Genomic DNA, 16,479 nt, shown 5'->3' with positions numbered 1-16,479 from the left:
ACGGGCAGCGCGTCGGCGTCGTCCTGGGTGGGGCACGCCACACGCACGATCTGGCAGCCCGACGCCGTCAGCTCGGCGATCTGCTGGAGCGTGGCCCCGATGTCGGAGGTGCGGGTGGTCGTCATCGACTGCACCGACACCGGGGCCCCGCCCCCGACCGCCACCGGCCCGACCTGGATCCGCCGCGACACGCGTCGCTCGGCGATCGGCCGGACCGGTACCTCGGGGAGCCCCAAGGGGATGGCGGTCATGAGGTCACTCCCGGTTCGAGGAGACGGTCTCGCGCATGGCGCGCAGGGACTCCTTGAGCGAACCCATGGTGGCCAGGACGGCGGTGGGCTCGTAGCCGCAGTGCGCCATGCAGTTGTCGCAGCGCGGGTCCTTGCCGCGGCCGTACTTGTCCCAGTCGGTGTCCTCGATCAGCTCCCGGTAGGTCGGGACGTACCCGTCGCTCATCAGGTAGCAGGGGCGCTGCCAGCCGAAGAGCGAGTAGTTCGGGATCGCCCAGGCGGTGCACGGGAAGTCGACCTTGCCCTCGAGGAAGTCGAGGAACAGCGGGGAGTGGTTGAGGCGCCAGCGGGCGCGGTTGCCGCCCGAGAAGGCCTTCCTGAACAGCTCGCGGGTCTGCTCCACGCCCAGGAAGTGCTCCTGGTCGGGTGCCTTCTCGTAGGCGTAGGCGGGCGAGATCATCATCTCGTCGACCTTGAGGTCGTCGTTGAGGAAGTTGAGCACCTCGACGATGGTCTGCGGGGTGTCGGTGTTGAAGAAGGTCGAGTTGGTAGTCACCCGGAAGCCGCGCCGCTTGGCCTCCTTGATGGCCTCCACGGCCTCGTCGAACACGCCCTCCTTGGCGACGGACTCGTCGTGCCGCTCCCGCAGCCCGTCGATGTGCACCGCGAAGGCGAAGTACGGCGAGGGCGTGAACTTGTCCATCTTCTTGCGCATGAGCAGCGCGTTGGTGCAGAGGAAGACGTACTTCCGCTTGGCTACCAACTGCCGCACGATCTCGTCGATCTGGGGATGCATCAGCGGCTCGCCGCCGGCGATGGAGACCATCGGCGCCCCGGATTCGAGCACCGCCCCCACGGCCTGCGCGACGGGCATGCGCTGCTTGAGCACCCCGGCCGGGTGCTGGATCTTCCCGCACCCCTCACACTTCAGGTTGCAGGCGAAGAGCGGCTCCAGCTCAACGATGAGCGGGAACTTGTCCCGTCGGCGAATCTTCTGTTCGGCCAGGTATGTAGCGACCTTGATGGACTGGCGCAGGGGCATGGCCATCTGGGCTCACCTCCGGGGGAGCAACAAAGAACGGTGCCATTCGAAAAATGCGGGAAGAACGGATCGAAGAACACGGAAAGCCGATATTCCACCGCGCACGGTGCCGATCCGGACGAGTTCGTGTTCTGGAGCGTCCACGACCACTCGGACGGCCGCAACCGGGCGCGGGCCCGTGCGGACGGCGCTCAGGAGCGTGGCCGCGGACTCCATGTCCACGGCGATCGCGCCGGTCGCGAGCAGGTCGGCGCGTTCGGGACCGCGGACGACGTGGTCCGAGCCGGTCAGCGGCCCGGTGTGGACGGTGCGTCCCGGGACGGCTCGCGCGAGTTCCTTGACGAGCCGGTCGGTTGAGACGCAGGAGACGGTGGCGCGCGGGTCCCGGGTCTCCTCGGCGACGACCAGGTCGCCGGGGTGCATGCCGGGGGCCAGTCCCGCGCAGAAACCGGTGGCGAGTACGGCGGCGGACTCGAGCGCCGGGTCGGCGAGGACCCGGGTGACCGAGCGTTCGGCCGCCTTCGGGCCCATGCCGGTGCGCAGGACGGTGACCGGCCCGCCGGCCCCGGCGCGGTCGCCGGTGCGCAGGGCGAGGTGCTCGATGCCGAGCGCGCAGGCGATCAGCAGCGGGGACGGGCCGGTCTGCGGGGTCATCAGCTGCCCTTCACCTCGGCCGCGGCGGACTCGGCGGGGACCTCGGCCGCGCGGGTCTTCTTGGCGAAGGGTTCACCGTGGACGTACCGGCCCAGGGCGGTGAGCGGGAAGACCTGGCGGTAGAGGTGGTAGTTGATGGAGAAGTCCCACGGGAAGCCGGTGCCCGTGAAGTAGGGCTCGTCCCAGGAGCCGTCCTCCCGCTGGGTCGCCGCCAGCCACTCGATGCCGCGCTCCACGGCCCTGGACTCCCGCTCCCCCGCCGCCAGCAGGGCCATCAGCGCCCAGCCGGTCTGCGAGGCGGTCGAGGCGCCCCGGCCGCTCCACTCCCGGACGTAGCGGTAGGAGCGCAGGTCCTCGCCCCAGCCGCCGTCCTCGTTCTGGACGGACTCCAGCCAGCGCACCGCGCGCCGGATGGCCGGGTGCGAGGTGGGCAGTCCCGCCGCGGTCAGGGCGGGGATCACGGACCCGGTGCCGTAGACGTAGTTGACGCCCCAGCGGCCGAACCACGAGCCGTCCGCCTCCTGCGCGTCCAGGAGCCACTGGACGCCGCGGCGGGTGCGCGGGTCGTGGGCGAGGCCCTCGACGGCGAGCATCTCGACGACGTGCGCGGTGACGTCCGCGGACGGCGGGTCGATGACCTCGCCGAAGTCGCAGAACGGCAGCCGGTTGGGGAAGGAGCTGGTGTTGTCGACGTCGAAGGCGCCCCAGGCGCCGTTCTTGGACTGCATGCCGAGGTTCCAGCGCACCCCGCGGCCGATGGCCTTCTCCACCCGCTCCGGGTCGTGGTGCTTGACCCGGCGCAGGGCCAGCACCACCTCGGCGGTGTCGTCGATGTCGGGGTAGTTGTCGTTGTGGAACTCGAACGCCCAGCCGCCGGGCGGGAGTCCGGGGCGCTTCACCGACCAGTCGCCGGGGCGCACGATCTGTTCGCCGAGCATCCAGTCGGAGGCCTTGACGAGCTGCGGGTGGTCCTCGGGCACCCCCGCGTCGGCCAGCGCGATGGTGGCCAGGCAGGTGTCCCACACCGGGGACTGGCAGGCCTCGATCATCCGGGCCCCGTCCTCGCGCCACACGGCGAAACGGTCCAGCGACTCCAGGCCCGCGCGCATCACGGGGTGTTCGAGGTCGTAGCCGAGCAGGTAGAGGGCGATGACCGAGTAGACCGCCGGGGGCTGGATGCCGCCCCAGCAGCCGTCGTTCTCCTGCCGCTCGATGATCCAGCGGGCGGCGCTGTTCATCGCGGCCCGGCGCAGGCGGCGCGGGGCGACCTTGCGGTAGGCGTGCAGGGCCTTGTCGATGCGCTGGAAGGCGCCGTCCCAGCTGGCCGCGGGTGCCAGTGGGCGCGGGGGGTTGGGCCGGGCCGGGTCGGTGTGCAGTTCGTCCAGCGGGAACGGCGCGGGGCGCACCGGCCGCTTCGCGGAGACGATGGTGAGCGGCACGATGGTCTGCCGGGCCCAGCAGCCGAAGTCGTAGATGTTGAGCGGGACCCAGGTGGGGAAGTAGATGAGCTCCGGCGGGAGTTCGGGCAGGTCGTCCCATTTCCACCAGCCGAACAGGGCGAGCCAGATCCGGGTGAAGACCCGGGCGGAGGCGATGCCGCCGCGGGACCTGATCCACTCGGAGGCCCGCGCCATGTGGGGTGCGTCGGGCGCGTCGCCGGCCAGGCGGAGGGCGACGTAGGCCTCGATGGTGGTGGACAGTTCGCCGGGGCCGCCGTAGAAGGTGGCCCAGGTGCCGTCCTCGCGCTGCTCGCCGCGGATGAACAGGGCGGCGGCGCGGGTGGTCTCCGCGTCCTGGATGCCCAGGAACTGACGCAGGAGCAGGTCCTCGGCGTCCATCGTGACGTTCGTCTCGAGGTCGCCCTTCCACCAGCCCTGGGCGTCCTGCTGGGAGAGCAGGAAGTCGGTGGCGCGCCGAGTGGCGCGTGCGGCGGCTTCTGGTACCCCGGCCGCCGCGGCGGGGATCGTGATGTCGGTTTCACTGGCCGAGGCTGCCAGGGGCCGCAGGGAGGCCCCGGTGCTTCCGTCGGTCGTCGCTGTCATGGCTTCCCCTTCGTGCAGTGTGCGTGGTGCGTCTGCTGGGTCCGCCGTCGGCCGGTGCTCGTGTCTCCACGACACCGGCCGGCGACTACGCGAGGGCTATTCGACCGATAATGATCATCTCTTTCGTACGACGACGAAGTCCGCGAGTGCCGTGAACATCTCCCGCACCCGGTCGGGCATGTCGACGGCGTCGAGGGCTTCGATGGCGATGGTGTGCTGGCGGCGCGCCTCGTCGGCGGTCCACTCCCGCCCGCCCGCTTCCTCGATGAGGGCGGCGCGGGCCGCGAACTCCTCCTCGGAGAAGTTCGCGAAGTCACTGGCCTTGGCGTCGGCGGCGAGGATCTCGCCGAGCCGCTCGGAGGCGGGCCCCCCGGCCGCGAGGGCGGCGACGACCGGCAGCGACTTCTTGCGCTGGCGCAGGTCGCTCCAGGTCTGCTTGCCGGTGGCGTCCGGGTCGCCCCAGATGCCCAGCAGGTCGTCGACGGCCTGGAAGGCGAGGCCGAGGTGGTAGCCGTACCTCTCCAGGGTGTCGGCGGTGCGCTCGTCGGCGCCGCCGAGCACCGCGCCGATGGAACTGGCGGAGGCGAGCAGGGCGCCGGTCTTGTTGCCCTCCATCTCCAGGCACTCCTCGACGCTGACGCGGTCGCGGTGCTCGTAGGAGATGTCCTGGGCCTGACCGTCGATCAGGGCCCGGGTGGCGCTGGTGAGGCGGCGGGTGGCGCGGCCGGCCTCGACGGTGCCCAGTTCGAGCAGCACCTCGCCCGCCAGCGCGAACAGGGCGTCGCCGACCAGGATGGCCTGGGCGGGGCCGTGCACCTTCCAGACGGTGTCGCGGTGGCGGCGCTGCTCGTCGCCGTCCATCAGGTCGTCGTGCAGGAGGGAGAAGTTGTGCACCAGTTCCACGGCCACCGCGCCGGGCACGCCGACCTCGGGGGCGGCGCCGGTCACCTCGGCGGAGAGCACGGCGAGCGCGGGGCGGACGGCCTTTCCGCCGTCGCCGTGCGCGGGGTTGCCCTGGGCGTCGATCCAGCCGAAGTGGTAGGCGGCGACGGTGTCCATGGGAGGCGCCAGTCGGTCGACCGCCGCCCGCAGGACCGGCGTGGCCAGGGTCCGGCCGCGCTCCAGAAGCGCGGTCACGTCCACCGTGGTCCGTCGATCGGCCTTCGGGGCCGGGGGCACAGTGGGCACAGTCTTTCCTCCAGTTGCGGTGCCGGGAGTGCGGGATCCGGTCCCGCGTGGATCGGCTTTCACGCCGCCTCCTCGAAGAAATCGGGAAGGAGGCCGCGGGACCGGCCCGGGGTGCCGAGCGCGGCGGCCACCGCTCCGACACCGCTGCGAACCGCACTCTCCATGGTCGCGGGCCACCCGGTGGCGGTCCACGCCCCGGCCAGGTAGAGGCCGGGTGCCTTGGTGCGGGCGCCGGGCCTCAGGCGGCCGACGCCGGGGGCGGGGGCGAACGTCGCCGTGCGCTCCCTGGTCACGAAGAAGTCCTTCACCTCGGCACCCCGGGTGCGGGGCAGCAGCCGCTCCAGTTCCGGCAGATACCGCTCGCGCAGCGCGGCCACGGGCTCGTCGATCTCGCTCTGCGCCGTCGACTGGGACAGCGCCAGGTACTGACCCTCCTTCAGTCCGGAGGCCTCGGTACGGTCGAACACCCACTGCACCGGCGTGCCCAGGGCCGTGAGGAAGGGCGTGGCGAGCACCTTGCGGTCGTAGACCACGTGGATGTTGAGGATCGGCGCGGTGCCGATCCGCAGAAGATTCTCCGGGGCGTCCAGCGCGCCGTCCGGCAGCAGGTCGTGGGCCTCGCGCTGGGGTACGGCGAGGACGACCGCGTCCGCTTCGAGCGTCTCGCCGGGAACCTGAACGCTCCAGCCGCCGTTCTCGTTCAAGGAGACGGAGGTGACGCGTGTACGGACCTCGGTACGGACGCCCGCGGAGTCGAGCGCCTTGCGGGCCAGCCGGTCGTGCAGTTCGCCCAGCGGGACACGGGCCCATCCGATGTCGGCCGCTCCCGGGTCGGACAGCAGACCGGTCTTGAACACCATCGCGGCGAGCCCCAGCGAGGCGTCGCCCGCGACCGCGTTGAGGGTGGCGACCCCGACCAGGTCCCACAGGGCCTCGACGGCACGCGCCGACTGGCCGTGCGCGGTCAGCCAGCTGCCGAAGTCCTGGGTGTCCAGGGTCGGATCGGCGAGGTCGAGCCCCTTCAGCGCGAGCGCGGCACGTCCCACCGAGGCGCGCTCGGCCAGGGAGAGGTGCGGGTAGGCCGCCAGGCTGCGCCCCAGGTGCAGGGGCACCGGGAGCGCGTCGCGCCGCAGTCTGCCGAGCCGGTTGCCCTCAGGCCGCGCCAGGTCGACCACGGGCACGTCGAGACGGTCCTGCACCGGTGCGAGCGCCGCTCCGCCGATCCGGTCGAGGAACCACCGGTAGGCGGTGCAGCAGCGCAGGTACACGTGCTGGCCGTTGTCGACGGTGAGGTCGCCGCGCTGGAAGGAGAAGGCCAGCCCGCCCAGCCGGGGGCGTCCTTCGAGCAGGGTGACGCGCACGCCGGCGTCGGCGAGTGCGAGCGCGGTGGTGACCCCGGCGAGTCCGCCGCCGACCACGACGGCGTGCCCTCCGGGGCCGAGGCCCGAGACGTCCGCGAGCGGCCCGCCCTCGCGCGTGCCGTTGCCCTGCGTCATGGTGCGCCCTTCCCTGTCCGGTCGCCGTGGTGGGTGAACGGCGTACGGCCGACCGTCTCAGTCAGGGACGCCGACCGCCACCGCAGGGTTGCCCGCCGCTGCCCGCCGCCGGTGTTGTGCGGGTCCCGGGTGACGAGTGTGCCCGGTGTGTCCATCAGGCGCGCCTCCTGACGGTCCGCCGGGTGACGTGCCGGGTGTCGATGCCAGACAGACCGCGCACGGCGACGTACGCCTTCTCGCGTCCGGGCAGGGAGACCCGGCCGCGCAGCACGGCCTCGGGGTCGCGCTCGATGCGGTCCAGGAGGCGGCGGTAGATGCCGGCCATGGCGGCCACGCAGGCGCCGCTGCGCCGGTCGAGCATGGGCAGCAGCCGGTAGCCCTCGGCGAAAAGGGCGCGGGCCCGACGCACTTCGAAGTGCACGAGGCCCGCGAAGTCGGAGCCCTCGGGTGGCGTCGGTCCGTTGAAGCCGGCCGAGCAGCCGAACTTGGCGAGGTCGTCGGCGGGCAGGTAGGTACGGCCGCCCTCGGCGTCCTCCCGGACGTCGCGCAGGATGTTGGTGAGCTGGAGCGCGAGCCCGAGCGTGTCGGCGTACTCGGGCGCGCGCTCGGCGCCGCGCGTCCCCGGTTCGGTGCCGAACACGCCGAGGGAGAGCCGTCCGATGGCGCCCGCCACGCAGCGGCAGTAGACCTTCAGGTCGTCCCAGGTCTCGTAGGTCTCGCCGCGCAGGTCCATCTGGACGCCGTCGATCAGCTCGTCGAGGCCGCCGAGCGGGATCGGGAACTGCCGGGCCGCGTGGGCGAGGGCCACGGCGACCGGGTCGGTGTCGTCCTCGTCGACCGCGCCGTCGTGGATCCGGGCGAGGACGGCCCGGGTCTCGTCCAGCCGGGCGACCTTGACGTCGTCCGCCAGCACTCCGTCGCCGATGTCGTCGACCCGGCGCGAGAACGCGTACAGCGCGGACATCGCCCGCCGCTTGGGCGTGGGCAGCAGCCGGATGCCGTAGGCGAAGTTGCGTGCCTGCTGACCGGTGACGGCCTCGCAGTAGCTGTAGGCGGCGAGCACCGGTGCCGACATGTTCGCTGACGACTCCACGGACCCGATCACCCCTCTCCTCGCAGGACCACGCCCGCCTCGCGCAGCAAGTGGACCTTGCCTGACTTGGGCGGGCCGGGAAGTACGTCGTGATCCGCCGCGGCGATCGCGTTCAGCGCCGCCCTTCCCCCCGCCACGAAGCCCGCGAGGAGCAGCCGCAGCCTGCCGTGGACGCTACCCACCAGGGGGGCTCCTTCATTCAGCAGGTCGCGGGCGCGACCGGCCTCGTAGGCGATCAGGGCGCGCACGGACGCGTTGGCGGTGGGCGCGGCGAGGTCCGTCTCCTGGACGTGGAAACGTTTCATGTCCTCGGCGGGCAGGTAGATCCGGTCCCGGCCGAGGTCCTCGGCGACGTCCTGGAGGTGCTCGACGATCTGCAGGGCGGTGCAGATCTCGTCGGAGCGGCGGATCCGTTCGGGCGTCGAGGTGCCGGTGACGGCCAGGACGAGGCGGCCGACCGGGTTGGCGGACAGCTCGCAGTAGGCGAGGAGGTCGTCGTAGGTCTCGTACCGTGCGACCAGCTGGTCCTGGCGGTTGGCGGCGATCAGGCCCAGGAAGGGCTCGGGGGTCAGCGCGCGGCGGCGCACGGTGGGCGTCAGGCGGCGCAGCAGCGGGTGGCGGGGCGGGCCGTCGGAGCCGTCGAAGACCCTGCGCAGGTCCGTCTCGAAGGCGTCCAGCATCAGCAGGCGGTCGTCGGCGCGGTCCTCGGGGACGCCGAGGAGGCGGGCGTCCGCTCCGCCCGGGGCGAGGTCGCCGTCGCCGATGTCGTCGACGAGGCGGGCGAAGCCGTACACCGCCATGAGGTCGGTGCGCCAGGCGCGGGGCAGGAAGAAGGGGGCGACGGGGAAGTTCTCGTCGGCGGCCTTGGCGAGGGTGCCGCGCTCCGGGTCGACGGCGTGCGCCGTGTCGGTGGCCGTCATCGCGGGCTGCCCTGGGCGGGCACGGCGCACGCTTCGCGGAGCTGGGGAGTTTCCGTCGCCATTGCCGTCACATCTCCCGTTCTACACTGCCGACCCAATACACACTATTTCGGACACGCCGCCCTGCCACCCGCGCGACAGGCCCGCTCCAGGGTGTCGGGCATTATCGCCCCATGTGCCGCGTTTCAGGACCGGTACAGCTTACGTTGTACAACTAACGGCCGTCCGTCGGGGTGCACCGCGCATCACAACAACACACCGATTGGGTTCAAGATTCCTGGGAACGCCAGGAGTTGACGTTTCCTTTGCAGACGCGGGGCCCCGCCGGAACAGTTCCGGCGGGGCCCCGGCGTGTCGGGCTACTTGCCCGTGAACTTCTCGTACTCCTTGAGCACCTCGTCGGTCGGGCCGTCCATGCGCAGCTCGCCGCGCTCCAGCCACAGGACCCGGTTGCAGGTGTCGCGGATGGACTTGTTGTTGTGGCTGACCAGAAAGACGGTGCCGGCTTCCTTCTTCAGTTCCCGGATGCGCTCCTCGGAGCGGGTCTGGAACTTGCGGTCACCGGTTGCCAGGGCCTCGTCGATCATCAGGACGTCGTGGTCCTTGGCCGCGGCGATGGAGAAACGCAGCCGGGCGGCCATGCCGGAGGAGTAGGTGCGCATCGGCAGGGTGATGAAGTCGCCCTTCTCGTTGATGCCGGAGAAGTCGACGATGTCCTGGTAGCGCTCCTTGATCTGCTCACGGGTCATGCCCATCGCCAGTCCGCCGAGGATGACGTTCCGCTCGCCGGTCAGGTCGTTCATCAGGGCGGCGTTCACACCGAGCAGGGAGGGCTGGCCGTCGGTGTAGACCTTGCCGCGCTCGGCCGGCAGCAGGCCCGCGATGGCCCGCAGCAGCGTCGACTTGCCGGAGCCGTTGGAGCCGATCAGGCCGATGGCCTCGCCCCGGTACGCGGTGAAGGAGACCCCGCGCACGGCATGCACCTTGCGCACGCCCCGCGCCGCGTCGTCGGAGCCTCTCTTGAGCATGCGGCTCAGGGCGGCGGTGGCGCTGCCCTTGCCGGTCCTGGCGCCGTTGACGCGGTAGACGATGTGCAGTTCGTCCGCGATGACCGTCGGCACCCGCTGGTCCTGCTGCTGCTCAGCCACGGCCGTACCTCTCCTCCGCCTTCCAGAAGTACACGAAGCCGCCCACGGCGAGGACCACGGCCCAGCCGAGCGCGACCGCCCACACGTGCGGCGGCAGGTTCTCGGAGCCGTACCCGTCGATCAGCGCGAAGCGGATCAGGTCCATGTAGACGGCGGCCGGGTTCCACTGGAGCACGTCGGCGAGCCAGGCGGGCTTGTCCTCCAGCATGATCGGGATGGAGAACATGACGCCCGACGCGTACATCCAGGTCCGCATGATGAACGGCATCAGCTGGGCCAGGTCCGGCGTCTTGGCGCCCATGCGGGCCACGATGAGCGCCAGGCCCATGTTGAACAGGAACTGCAGGACGAGCGCCGGCAGGACCAGCAGCCAGGACAGCGAGGGGTAGCTGCCGAAGCCGATGACCACCGCGAACAGGACGATCATCGAGGCCAGCAGCTGCTGGAGCTGCTGGAGCGCGAACGAGATCGGCAGCGAGGCCCGCGGGAAGTGCAGCGCCCGCACCAGCCCGAGGTTGCCGGAGATGGCGCGCACGCCCGCCATCGCGGAGGACTGGGTGAAGGTGAAGACGAACACACCCGTCACCAGGAACGGGATGTACACGTCCTTGGGCATGCCCTTGCCCGCGTTCAGGATCAAGCCGAAGATCGCGAAGTAGACGAACGCGTTCAGCAGCGGGGTGGCCACCTGCCACAGCTGGCCGAGCTTCGCCTGGCTGTACTGGGCGGTCAGCTTCGCCTGGGAGAAGGCGAGGATGAAGTGCCGCCGCCCCCAGAGCTGACGGACGTACTCCACGAGGGAAGGTCTGGCACCGCTCACGGTCAGCCCGTACTTGGCGGCGAGCCGGGCCGGTGTGAGGCCCTCGTCGGGCGACACGGGCTTGGTCATGGCGACCGTGCCGTCGTGCGTTGTCTCACTCACTGGTGGATACTTTCGTCTTCGAAAATGCTCGGCCGCGTGGGCCTGCATGGACCTGGTTGCCCCGGTCGGGGCCGGAACGCTCTCGGGTACGAGCTTGTCAGATCACCGGGGGGCGGCCCAGCCGGGTCAGGCGCCACACCGTACGCCACCGCATGGGCCGGCGGGGACCGCACGGGGTGGCCCAGCCCTCGCGGAAGCCGCCGAACCAGGCCTTCAGGGCAGGTCGCGACGGCCGGCGCAGCAGGGTGAGCAGCATCCAGACGCCGAGGTAGACCGGGACCAGCAGCGCGGGGAGGTTGCGGCGGGCGAGCCAGACGCGGTTGCGGGCGACCATGCGGTGGTAGACGGCGTGCCGGGAGGGCGCGGTCGTGGGGTGGTTCAGCACCATGTCGGACCGGTAGTCGATCATCCAGCCCGCGTCGAGGGCCCGCCAGGCCAGGTCGGTCTCCTCGTGGGCGTAGAAGAACGCGTCCGGCAGCCCGCCGACCTGGGTGAGGACGCGGGTGCGCACCGCGTTGGCGCCGCCGAGGAAGGTGGTGACCCGGGAGGAGCGCATCGGGTCGGAGGCGCGCAGCCGCGGGACGTGCCGGCGCTGGGTCTCGCCGGTGTCCGGGTCGGCGATGCGGAAGCTGATGATGCCCAGATCGTCGTCGGCCGCGAAGGCCTCGCGGCACAGCTCGGCGGTGTCGGTGCGGGCGAGCAGGCCGTCGTCGTCGAGGAAGAGCAGGATGTCGACGTCGCTGCCGCCCGGTCCGAAGGCCTCGATGCCGACGTTGCGGCCGCCGGGGATGCCCAGGTTCTCGGGCAGCTCGACGGTGCGCACGCCGTCCGGCACCTCCGGCACCGGAGAGCCGTTGCCGACCACCACCACCTCGACCGGGTCGCCGTCCTGCCGGGCGACCGAGTCGAGCAGGGCGCGCAGTTCCTCGGGGCGGTTGCCCATCGTGATGACGACGGCGCCGACCTTCATGGGCGCGCTCACTTCAGCCTGCTGGAGGCGAGGATGGACACCAGGTGCAGCAGGGTCTGCAACAGGGCGATGCCGGCGAGCACGGCGGTGCCGAGGCGGGTGAAGAACAGGTCGCCGCGCGCCTGGTCGACGATGGCGAGGACCAGGATCAGCAGGGACGCCTCGATGCCGAGGATCAGCCGGTGGAACTTGAGCGCCCCGGCGGCCCGGCGGGCCAGCGCCATGCCGGAGGAGCGGATCTCGGAGGCGGCCTCCTTGACCGGGGGCATCCCGTTCTGGTGCCGGGCGACGCCCACCAGGTCGGTCTCGGCCTTGATCAGGATGGCGCCGAGGGCGGCCAGGGTGCCGAGGAACGCCCACAGCCAGTCGATGCGTCCGGTGCCCCACAGGTCGGCGGCGCGCAGGCCGAGGCCGACCAGGACGGCGGCGTCGGTCAGGTAGGCGCCGACCCGGTCGAGGTAGACGCCACCGAGCGAGTACTGCTTCCGCCAGCGGGCGATCTCGCCGTCGACGCAGTCCAGCAGCAGGTACAGCTGGACCGCGACCACGCCGAGCACGGCGCCCCAGACGCCCGGCACCAGCAGCGCCGGGGCCGCGAGCACGCCGCAGACGGTCATCAGGTACGTGAGCTGGTTGGGCGTGATCCTGGTGTTCACCAGGTAGCGGTCGATCCGCAGCGAGACCTCACGCATGTAGAGGCGTCCCGCCCAGTGCTCACCGCTGCGCCGGTCCTTGACCCCCGCGGGATGGACGACCGGGCGTAGTTCAGCTACCGATGGCCTTGACATAGTCGGCGTACAGGTCCTTGATCTGGTCGGTTTTCAGGTCGAGGTGCTCGAGGATCGTGTAACGGCCGGGCCGCGTCTGGGGGGCGAACTCCACGGCCCGGAAGAACTCCTCGGGGGTGAACCCGATCTCCTCGGGCAGCACCGGCAGCCCGTGCCGCCGCAGGACCCCGGCCATGTGGGCGGACTCCTCGTGGGCCCCGCGCAGGTACATCGCGAAGGCCGCGCCCAGGCCGCACTGCTCGCCGTGGGCGGCCGCGCGCTCGGGGAAGAGCAGGTCGAAGGCGTGGTTGATCTCGTGGCAGGCGCCCGAGGACGGCCGCGAGTCGCCGGAGACCGACATGGCGATGCCGCTGAGCACCAGCGCCTCGGCCAGCACCTGGAGGAACTCGTTGTCACCGATGCCGCCGGGGTGCCGGAGCACGGCCTCACCGGCCTGACGGGCCATCGCGGCGGCCAGGCCGTCGATCTTCTCGCCCTTGACCCGGTTGGCCAGCTCCCAGTCCGCGATCGCGGAGACGTTGGAGACGGCGTCGCCGATGCCGGCGCGCACGAAGCGGGCCGGGGCCGCGCGGATGACGTCCAGGTCGATGACGACGGCGATGGGGTTCGGCACACCGTAGGAGCCGCGGCCCGCGTCGTTGTCGAGGGTGGCGACCGGGGAGCACAGACCGTCGTGCGCGAGGTTGGTCGGCACGGCGACCAGCGGGAGGCCGATGCGCGCCGCCGCGAACTTGGCGCAGTCGATGATCTTGCCGCCGCCGAGGCCGACGACCGCGTCGTAGTGGCCGCCCTTCATGGCGCCGGCCAGCTTGATCGCGTCGTCCAGGGTGCCGCCGCCGACCTCGAACCAGTCGGCGCCGGGCAGCGAGGGGGCGACGCGCTCACGCAGCCGGGCGCCGGAGCCACCGCTGACGGCGACGGCGAGCTTGCCCGAGTGGGAGATGCGCTCGTCGGCGAGCACACACCCCAGGTCGTCGAGGGCACCCGCGCGGATGTCCACGACGACCGGCGACGGGATGAGCCTCGTCAGTACTGGCACGCGATCTCCCTGCCCTTGGCGAGGTCGTCGTGGTTGTCGATCTCGACCCACTTGACGTCGCCGATCGGCGCCACGTCGACCTTGAAGCCGCGGTTGACGAGCTCCTGGTAGCCGTCCTCGTAGTACAGCTGCGGGTCGCGCTCGAAGGTGGCCTTCAGCGCGTCGGCCAGGTCGGCGGCGGCCTCACCCTCGATGAGGGTGACGCCGATGTACTCGCCGGTCGCCTCGGCCGGGTCCATCAGCTTGGTGATGCGCTGGACGCCCTTGTCGGGGTCGACGACGACCTTCATCTCCTCCTCGGCGAGGTTCTTCACCGTATCGAGGGCGAGGATGATCTTCTTGCCGTCGCCGCGGGCGGCGAGCAGGGTCTTCTCGACGGAGACCGGGTGGACGGTGTCGCCGTTGGCGAGGATCACGCCGTCCTTGAGGGCGTCACGGCCGCACCACAGGGAGTAGGCGTTGTTCCACTCCTCGGCCTTGTCGTTGTCGATGAGGGTGAGCTTGACGCCGTACTTGCGCTCCAGCTCCTCCTTGCGGTCGTACACGGCCTCCTTGCGGTAGCCGACGATGATCCCGACCTCGGTCAGGCCGACCTCGGCGAAGTTCGCCAGGGTCAGGTCCAGCACCGTGATGCTGTCCTCCGCCCCCTCGGGGCCGACCGGCACCAGTGCCTTGGGCAGGGTGTCGGTGTAGGGACGCAGACGCCGGCCGGCGCCGGCCGCCAGCACGAGGCCGATCATGCGGGTTCTCCTTCGTCGTGTACGGCGGGTGCGCCGACCTTGTGGGCGGCGACCCAGAAGCGGATGCTCTCGACGAGCACCACGAGTGCCACGGCCACGGCGAGGACCGTGAGCGCGACCTTGAACTGTGTGGCGGTGAGCAGCACGGCCAGCACGCAGATCACCAGCGTGCGGCCCTCGTGCCCGCCGATCGTCCGCACCAGCCACTGCGGCGGCGCGCCCGCGTCGCCACGGATGCGGTAGACCGTGTCGTAGTGATGGTAGGCGACCGCGGCCACCAGCCCGAATGCCGCCGGAAGGGCCCCGTTCACGTCGGCTTTCGCGGCCAGTACCAGGACGGTGAGGTACTCGGCGGCCCGGAAGAACGGCGGGACCAGCCAGTCGAGGGCGCCCTTCAGCGGGCGGGCGACGGCGAGGGCCGAGGTCAGCACGTAGACGATCGCGGCGACGAGCGGCCAGGGGCCGCCGAAGTCGGTGAGGGCGGCGGTGGCGACGACGGCCGCCCCGCCGAGGAGGGCGACGGCGGGGGCGGTGACCGCGGGCAGCCGGCGGGCGGCGCCGCGCAGGCCCCGGGCGGCGGCCTCGGCGAGCGGTCCCGAGTCGGCGAGGTCGGCCAGCGCCTTCGCCGCCCGGTCGGTGCGGGTGGCCTTGCGGGTCAGCGAGCGCAGCACGCGGCCCGCCGTGGTGTACGTCGCGGCGAACGCGCAGCCGATCAGCAGGGCGTAGAAGGTGATCCGGGGCGTGGTGAGCGCGGTCAGGACGGCGATCATGGCCCAGCGTTCACCGATCGGCAGCACGATCATGCGGCGCACCCAGACCGTCCAGCCGACGCTGTCGAGCTTGTCGGAGAGGGCGGCGGTGGGGCTGGTGTTGGCGGCGGCGTCGTGGTTGGCCTCGTTGAAGGAGAAGTCGACGACGTGCCGGCAGGTCTGCAGGACCATGGCGCCGAGCGCGAGGGCCCATACGTCGTCATGGCCGCCGCGGGCGGCTCCGAGCGCGAGGCCCGCGTAGTAGGCGTACTCCTTGGCGCGGTCGAAGGTGGCGTCGAGCCAGGCGCCGAGGGTGGAGTACTGCAGGGAGTAGCGGGCGAGCTGTCCGTCGGTGCAGTCGAGGACGAAGGAGGCGATGAGCAGCACGCCGGCGGCGACGAAGCCGGCCCGGGTGCCGGTGGCGGCGCAGCCCGCCGCTATCAGCGCGGTGATCAGCGAGGCGGTGGTGACCTGGTTGGGTGTCAGCCCGCGCCGCGCGCACCAGCGGGCGATGTAGCGGGAGTAGGGGCTGATGAGGAAGGTGGTGACGAAGCCGTCGCGGGCCTTGACCGCCGACTTCAGGCGTACGGCCTCGTCGTCGACGGCGGCGACGGCCTGCCGTGCCTCGTTGCGGGCCTGCGGGTCGGCGGGCACGGCGGCGACGAGGCTGCCCAGCTCGGGGCGGTGCACGTCGGCGCCGTCGGCGTCGAGGGCGGCGGTGATCCGGTCGGCGAGGCTGTCCACCTCCGCCACGCTCGGCTTCGCTCGCGCGGGGGCACCCCCATGCGCGGTGCCGCCGCCGGCGGAGTTCTCCCGGGCCATCGCGCGGGTCAGCGCCTGGCGGGCGGCGGGCTGGGCGGTCACGGCGCCCGGGATCGCGGCGAGCGGGAATCGGGGGTCGGTGAGGCCGAGGCGCAGGGCGTGCGGGTGGCCCACGAAGCGGGCGTCGACCACGGCGACCCGCTCCTCGCCCGGGGCCCGGGCCAGGAGGGTCTCGGTGTCGGCGGCGCCAAGGGCGAGGTGCACGTCGAACCCCAGGGACCGCAGCTCGCTCTCGATCGACGAACCGGGGACCGGCTGACCGGTGAGGATGGCGGTCGGCAACCGAACTCACTCCCTGGTGCCGGCGCGTGGACGCCGGGCCTGTGCATGGTGGAGCGCCCGTGCCTGGGGCACCCGGGCGGCATGTCGGCAGAGGTTATCGGATGCCGGGAACGCCGTGTTCACCGCCCGTTTGACGGTCGGTCCACGCCGCTTGCTCCCGCCTTTGCCGCGATCATCATCGTGGATGCGGGGCCCGCCCCACAAACCGCGCTCCCAGACCGGGCATCGCGGACATCGCACAGTGTCGACGGTTGTTCGCACAGGGTCAGGGCGGTCCTCGGCGACCGGGTGCGCCGCGTGGCGGAGGCTGCGGCTCCGATTGCCTCCCGGCGCCCTGACCTGCGGAACGTTTTC

At 71.7% G+C, this 16,479-nt stretch carries 16 protein-coding genes; all 16 read right to left on the bottom strand.

Features of this window, described 5'->3' with window-relative positions; translation table 11 throughout:
- On the bottom strand, positions 1–251 hold a 251-nt coding region (locus tag ACZ6IM_RS35175; protein ID WP_356371451.1), incomplete at its 3' end, for a flavodoxin-dependent (E)-4-hydroxy-3-methylbut-2-enyl-diphosphate synthase.
- Positions 252–255: 4 nt separating this feature from the next.
- The gene (hpnH, locus tag ACZ6IM_RS35170; protein WP_052842223.1) at positions 256–1,278 is read right to left on the bottom strand and encodes an adenosyl-hopene transferase HpnH; all 1,023 of its coding nucleotides are present in this window, start codon (positions 1,276–1,278) and stop codon (positions 256–258) included.
- Positions 1,279–1,284: 6 nt separating this feature from the next.
- The gene (locus ACZ6IM_RS35165) at positions 1,285–1,926 is read right to left on the bottom strand and encodes a phosphorylase family protein (protein WP_052842224.1); all 642 of its coding nucleotides are present in this window, start codon (positions 1,924–1,926) and stop codon (positions 1,285–1,287) included.
- Entirely contained in the window at positions 1,926–3,968 is a 2,043-nt protein-coding gene (shc, locus tag ACZ6IM_RS35160; RefSeq protein WP_052842225.1) for a squalene--hopene cyclase, read from the bottom strand. Before shc ends, ACZ6IM_RS35165 begins: the two co-directional genes overlap by 1 nt.
- Before the next feature lie 114 nt (positions 3,969–4,082).
- Positions 4,083–5,147 (bottom strand): polyprenyl synthetase family protein, encoded by a 1,065-nt coding sequence (locus ACZ6IM_RS35155; RefSeq protein ID WP_052842226.1) that lies wholly within the window; start codon positions 5,145–5,147, stop codon positions 4,083–4,085.
- Between the two features lie 68 nt (positions 5,148–5,215).
- Complete coding sequence (gene hpnE / locus ACZ6IM_RS35150; RefSeq protein WP_052842227.1) at positions 5,216–6,652, bottom strand: hydroxysqualene dehydroxylase HpnE; 1,437 nt, start codon at positions 6,650–6,652, stop codon at positions 5,216–5,218.
- Positions 6,649–6,807 (bottom strand): DUF6380 family protein, encoded by a 159-nt coding sequence (locus ACZ6IM_RS35145; RefSeq protein ID WP_052842228.1) that lies wholly within the window; start codon positions 6,805–6,807, stop codon positions 6,649–6,651. The genes hpnE and ACZ6IM_RS35145 overlap by 4 nt, the downstream gene beginning before the upstream one ends.
- Positions 6,807–7,757, bottom strand: a complete 951-nt coding sequence (hpnD, locus tag ACZ6IM_RS35140) for a presqualene diphosphate synthase HpnD (protein WP_469562406.1) — start codon at positions 7,755–7,757, stop codon at positions 6,807–6,809. Before hpnD ends, ACZ6IM_RS35145 begins: the two co-directional genes overlap by 1 nt.
- A complete protein-coding gene (gene hpnC / locus ACZ6IM_RS35135; protein WP_052842230.1) occupies positions 7,754–8,665 on the bottom strand; it encodes a squalene synthase HpnC in 912 nt (303 codons plus the stop codon). The genes hpnD and hpnC overlap by 4 nt, the downstream gene beginning before the upstream one ends.
- 359 nt (positions 8,666–9,024) lie before the next feature.
- Positions 9,025–9,813: an ABC transporter ATP-binding protein gene (locus tag ACZ6IM_RS35130; protein ID WP_052842231.1), complete on the bottom strand. Its 789-nt coding sequence runs from the start codon at positions 9,811–9,813 to the stop codon at positions 9,025–9,027.
- Positions 9,806–10,735 carry an ABC transporter permease gene (locus ACZ6IM_RS35125; RefSeq protein ID WP_052842232.1) on the bottom strand — a complete coding sequence of 310 codons (930 nt, stop codon included), beginning with the start codon at positions 10,733–10,735 and terminating at the stop codon, positions 9,806–9,808. Before ACZ6IM_RS35125 ends, ACZ6IM_RS35130 begins: the two co-directional genes overlap by 8 nt.
- A gap of 97 nt (positions 10,736–10,832) precedes the next feature.
- A complete protein-coding gene (locus tag ACZ6IM_RS35120) occupies positions 10,833–11,705 on the bottom strand; it encodes a glycosyltransferase family 2 protein (RefSeq protein ID WP_052842233.1) in 873 nt (290 codons plus the stop codon).
- Between the two features lie 8 nt (positions 11,706–11,713).
- The gene (locus tag ACZ6IM_RS35115) at positions 11,714–12,493 is read right to left on the bottom strand and encodes a CDP-alcohol phosphatidyltransferase family protein (RefSeq protein ID WP_469562401.1); all 780 of its coding nucleotides are present in this window, start codon (positions 12,491–12,493) and stop codon (positions 11,714–11,716) included.
- Complete coding sequence (locus tag ACZ6IM_RS35110; RefSeq protein WP_052842235.1) at positions 12,471–13,532, bottom strand: iron-containing alcohol dehydrogenase family protein; 1,062 nt, start codon at positions 13,530–13,532, stop codon at positions 12,471–12,473. The genes ACZ6IM_RS35115 and ACZ6IM_RS35110 overlap by 23 nt, the downstream gene beginning before the upstream one ends.
- Positions 13,520–14,272: a phosphocholine cytidylyltransferase family protein gene (locus ACZ6IM_RS35105; RefSeq protein ID WP_030191093.1), complete on the bottom strand. Its 753-nt coding sequence runs from the start codon at positions 14,270–14,272 to the stop codon at positions 13,520–13,522. Before ACZ6IM_RS35105 ends, ACZ6IM_RS35110 begins: the two co-directional genes overlap by 13 nt.
- Positions 14,269–16,125, bottom strand: a complete 1,857-nt coding sequence (locus tag ACZ6IM_RS35100) for a DUF5941 domain-containing protein (RefSeq protein ID WP_052842236.1) — start codon at positions 16,123–16,125, stop codon at positions 14,269–14,271. Before ACZ6IM_RS35100 ends, ACZ6IM_RS35105 begins: the two co-directional genes overlap by 4 nt.
- Between the last annotated feature and the right edge of the window lie 354 nt (positions 16,126–16,479).

This window comes from Streptomyces sp. NPDC042336 (assembly GCF_055581985.1).
This window is presented reverse-complemented; position numbering and strand designations above follow the sequence as displayed.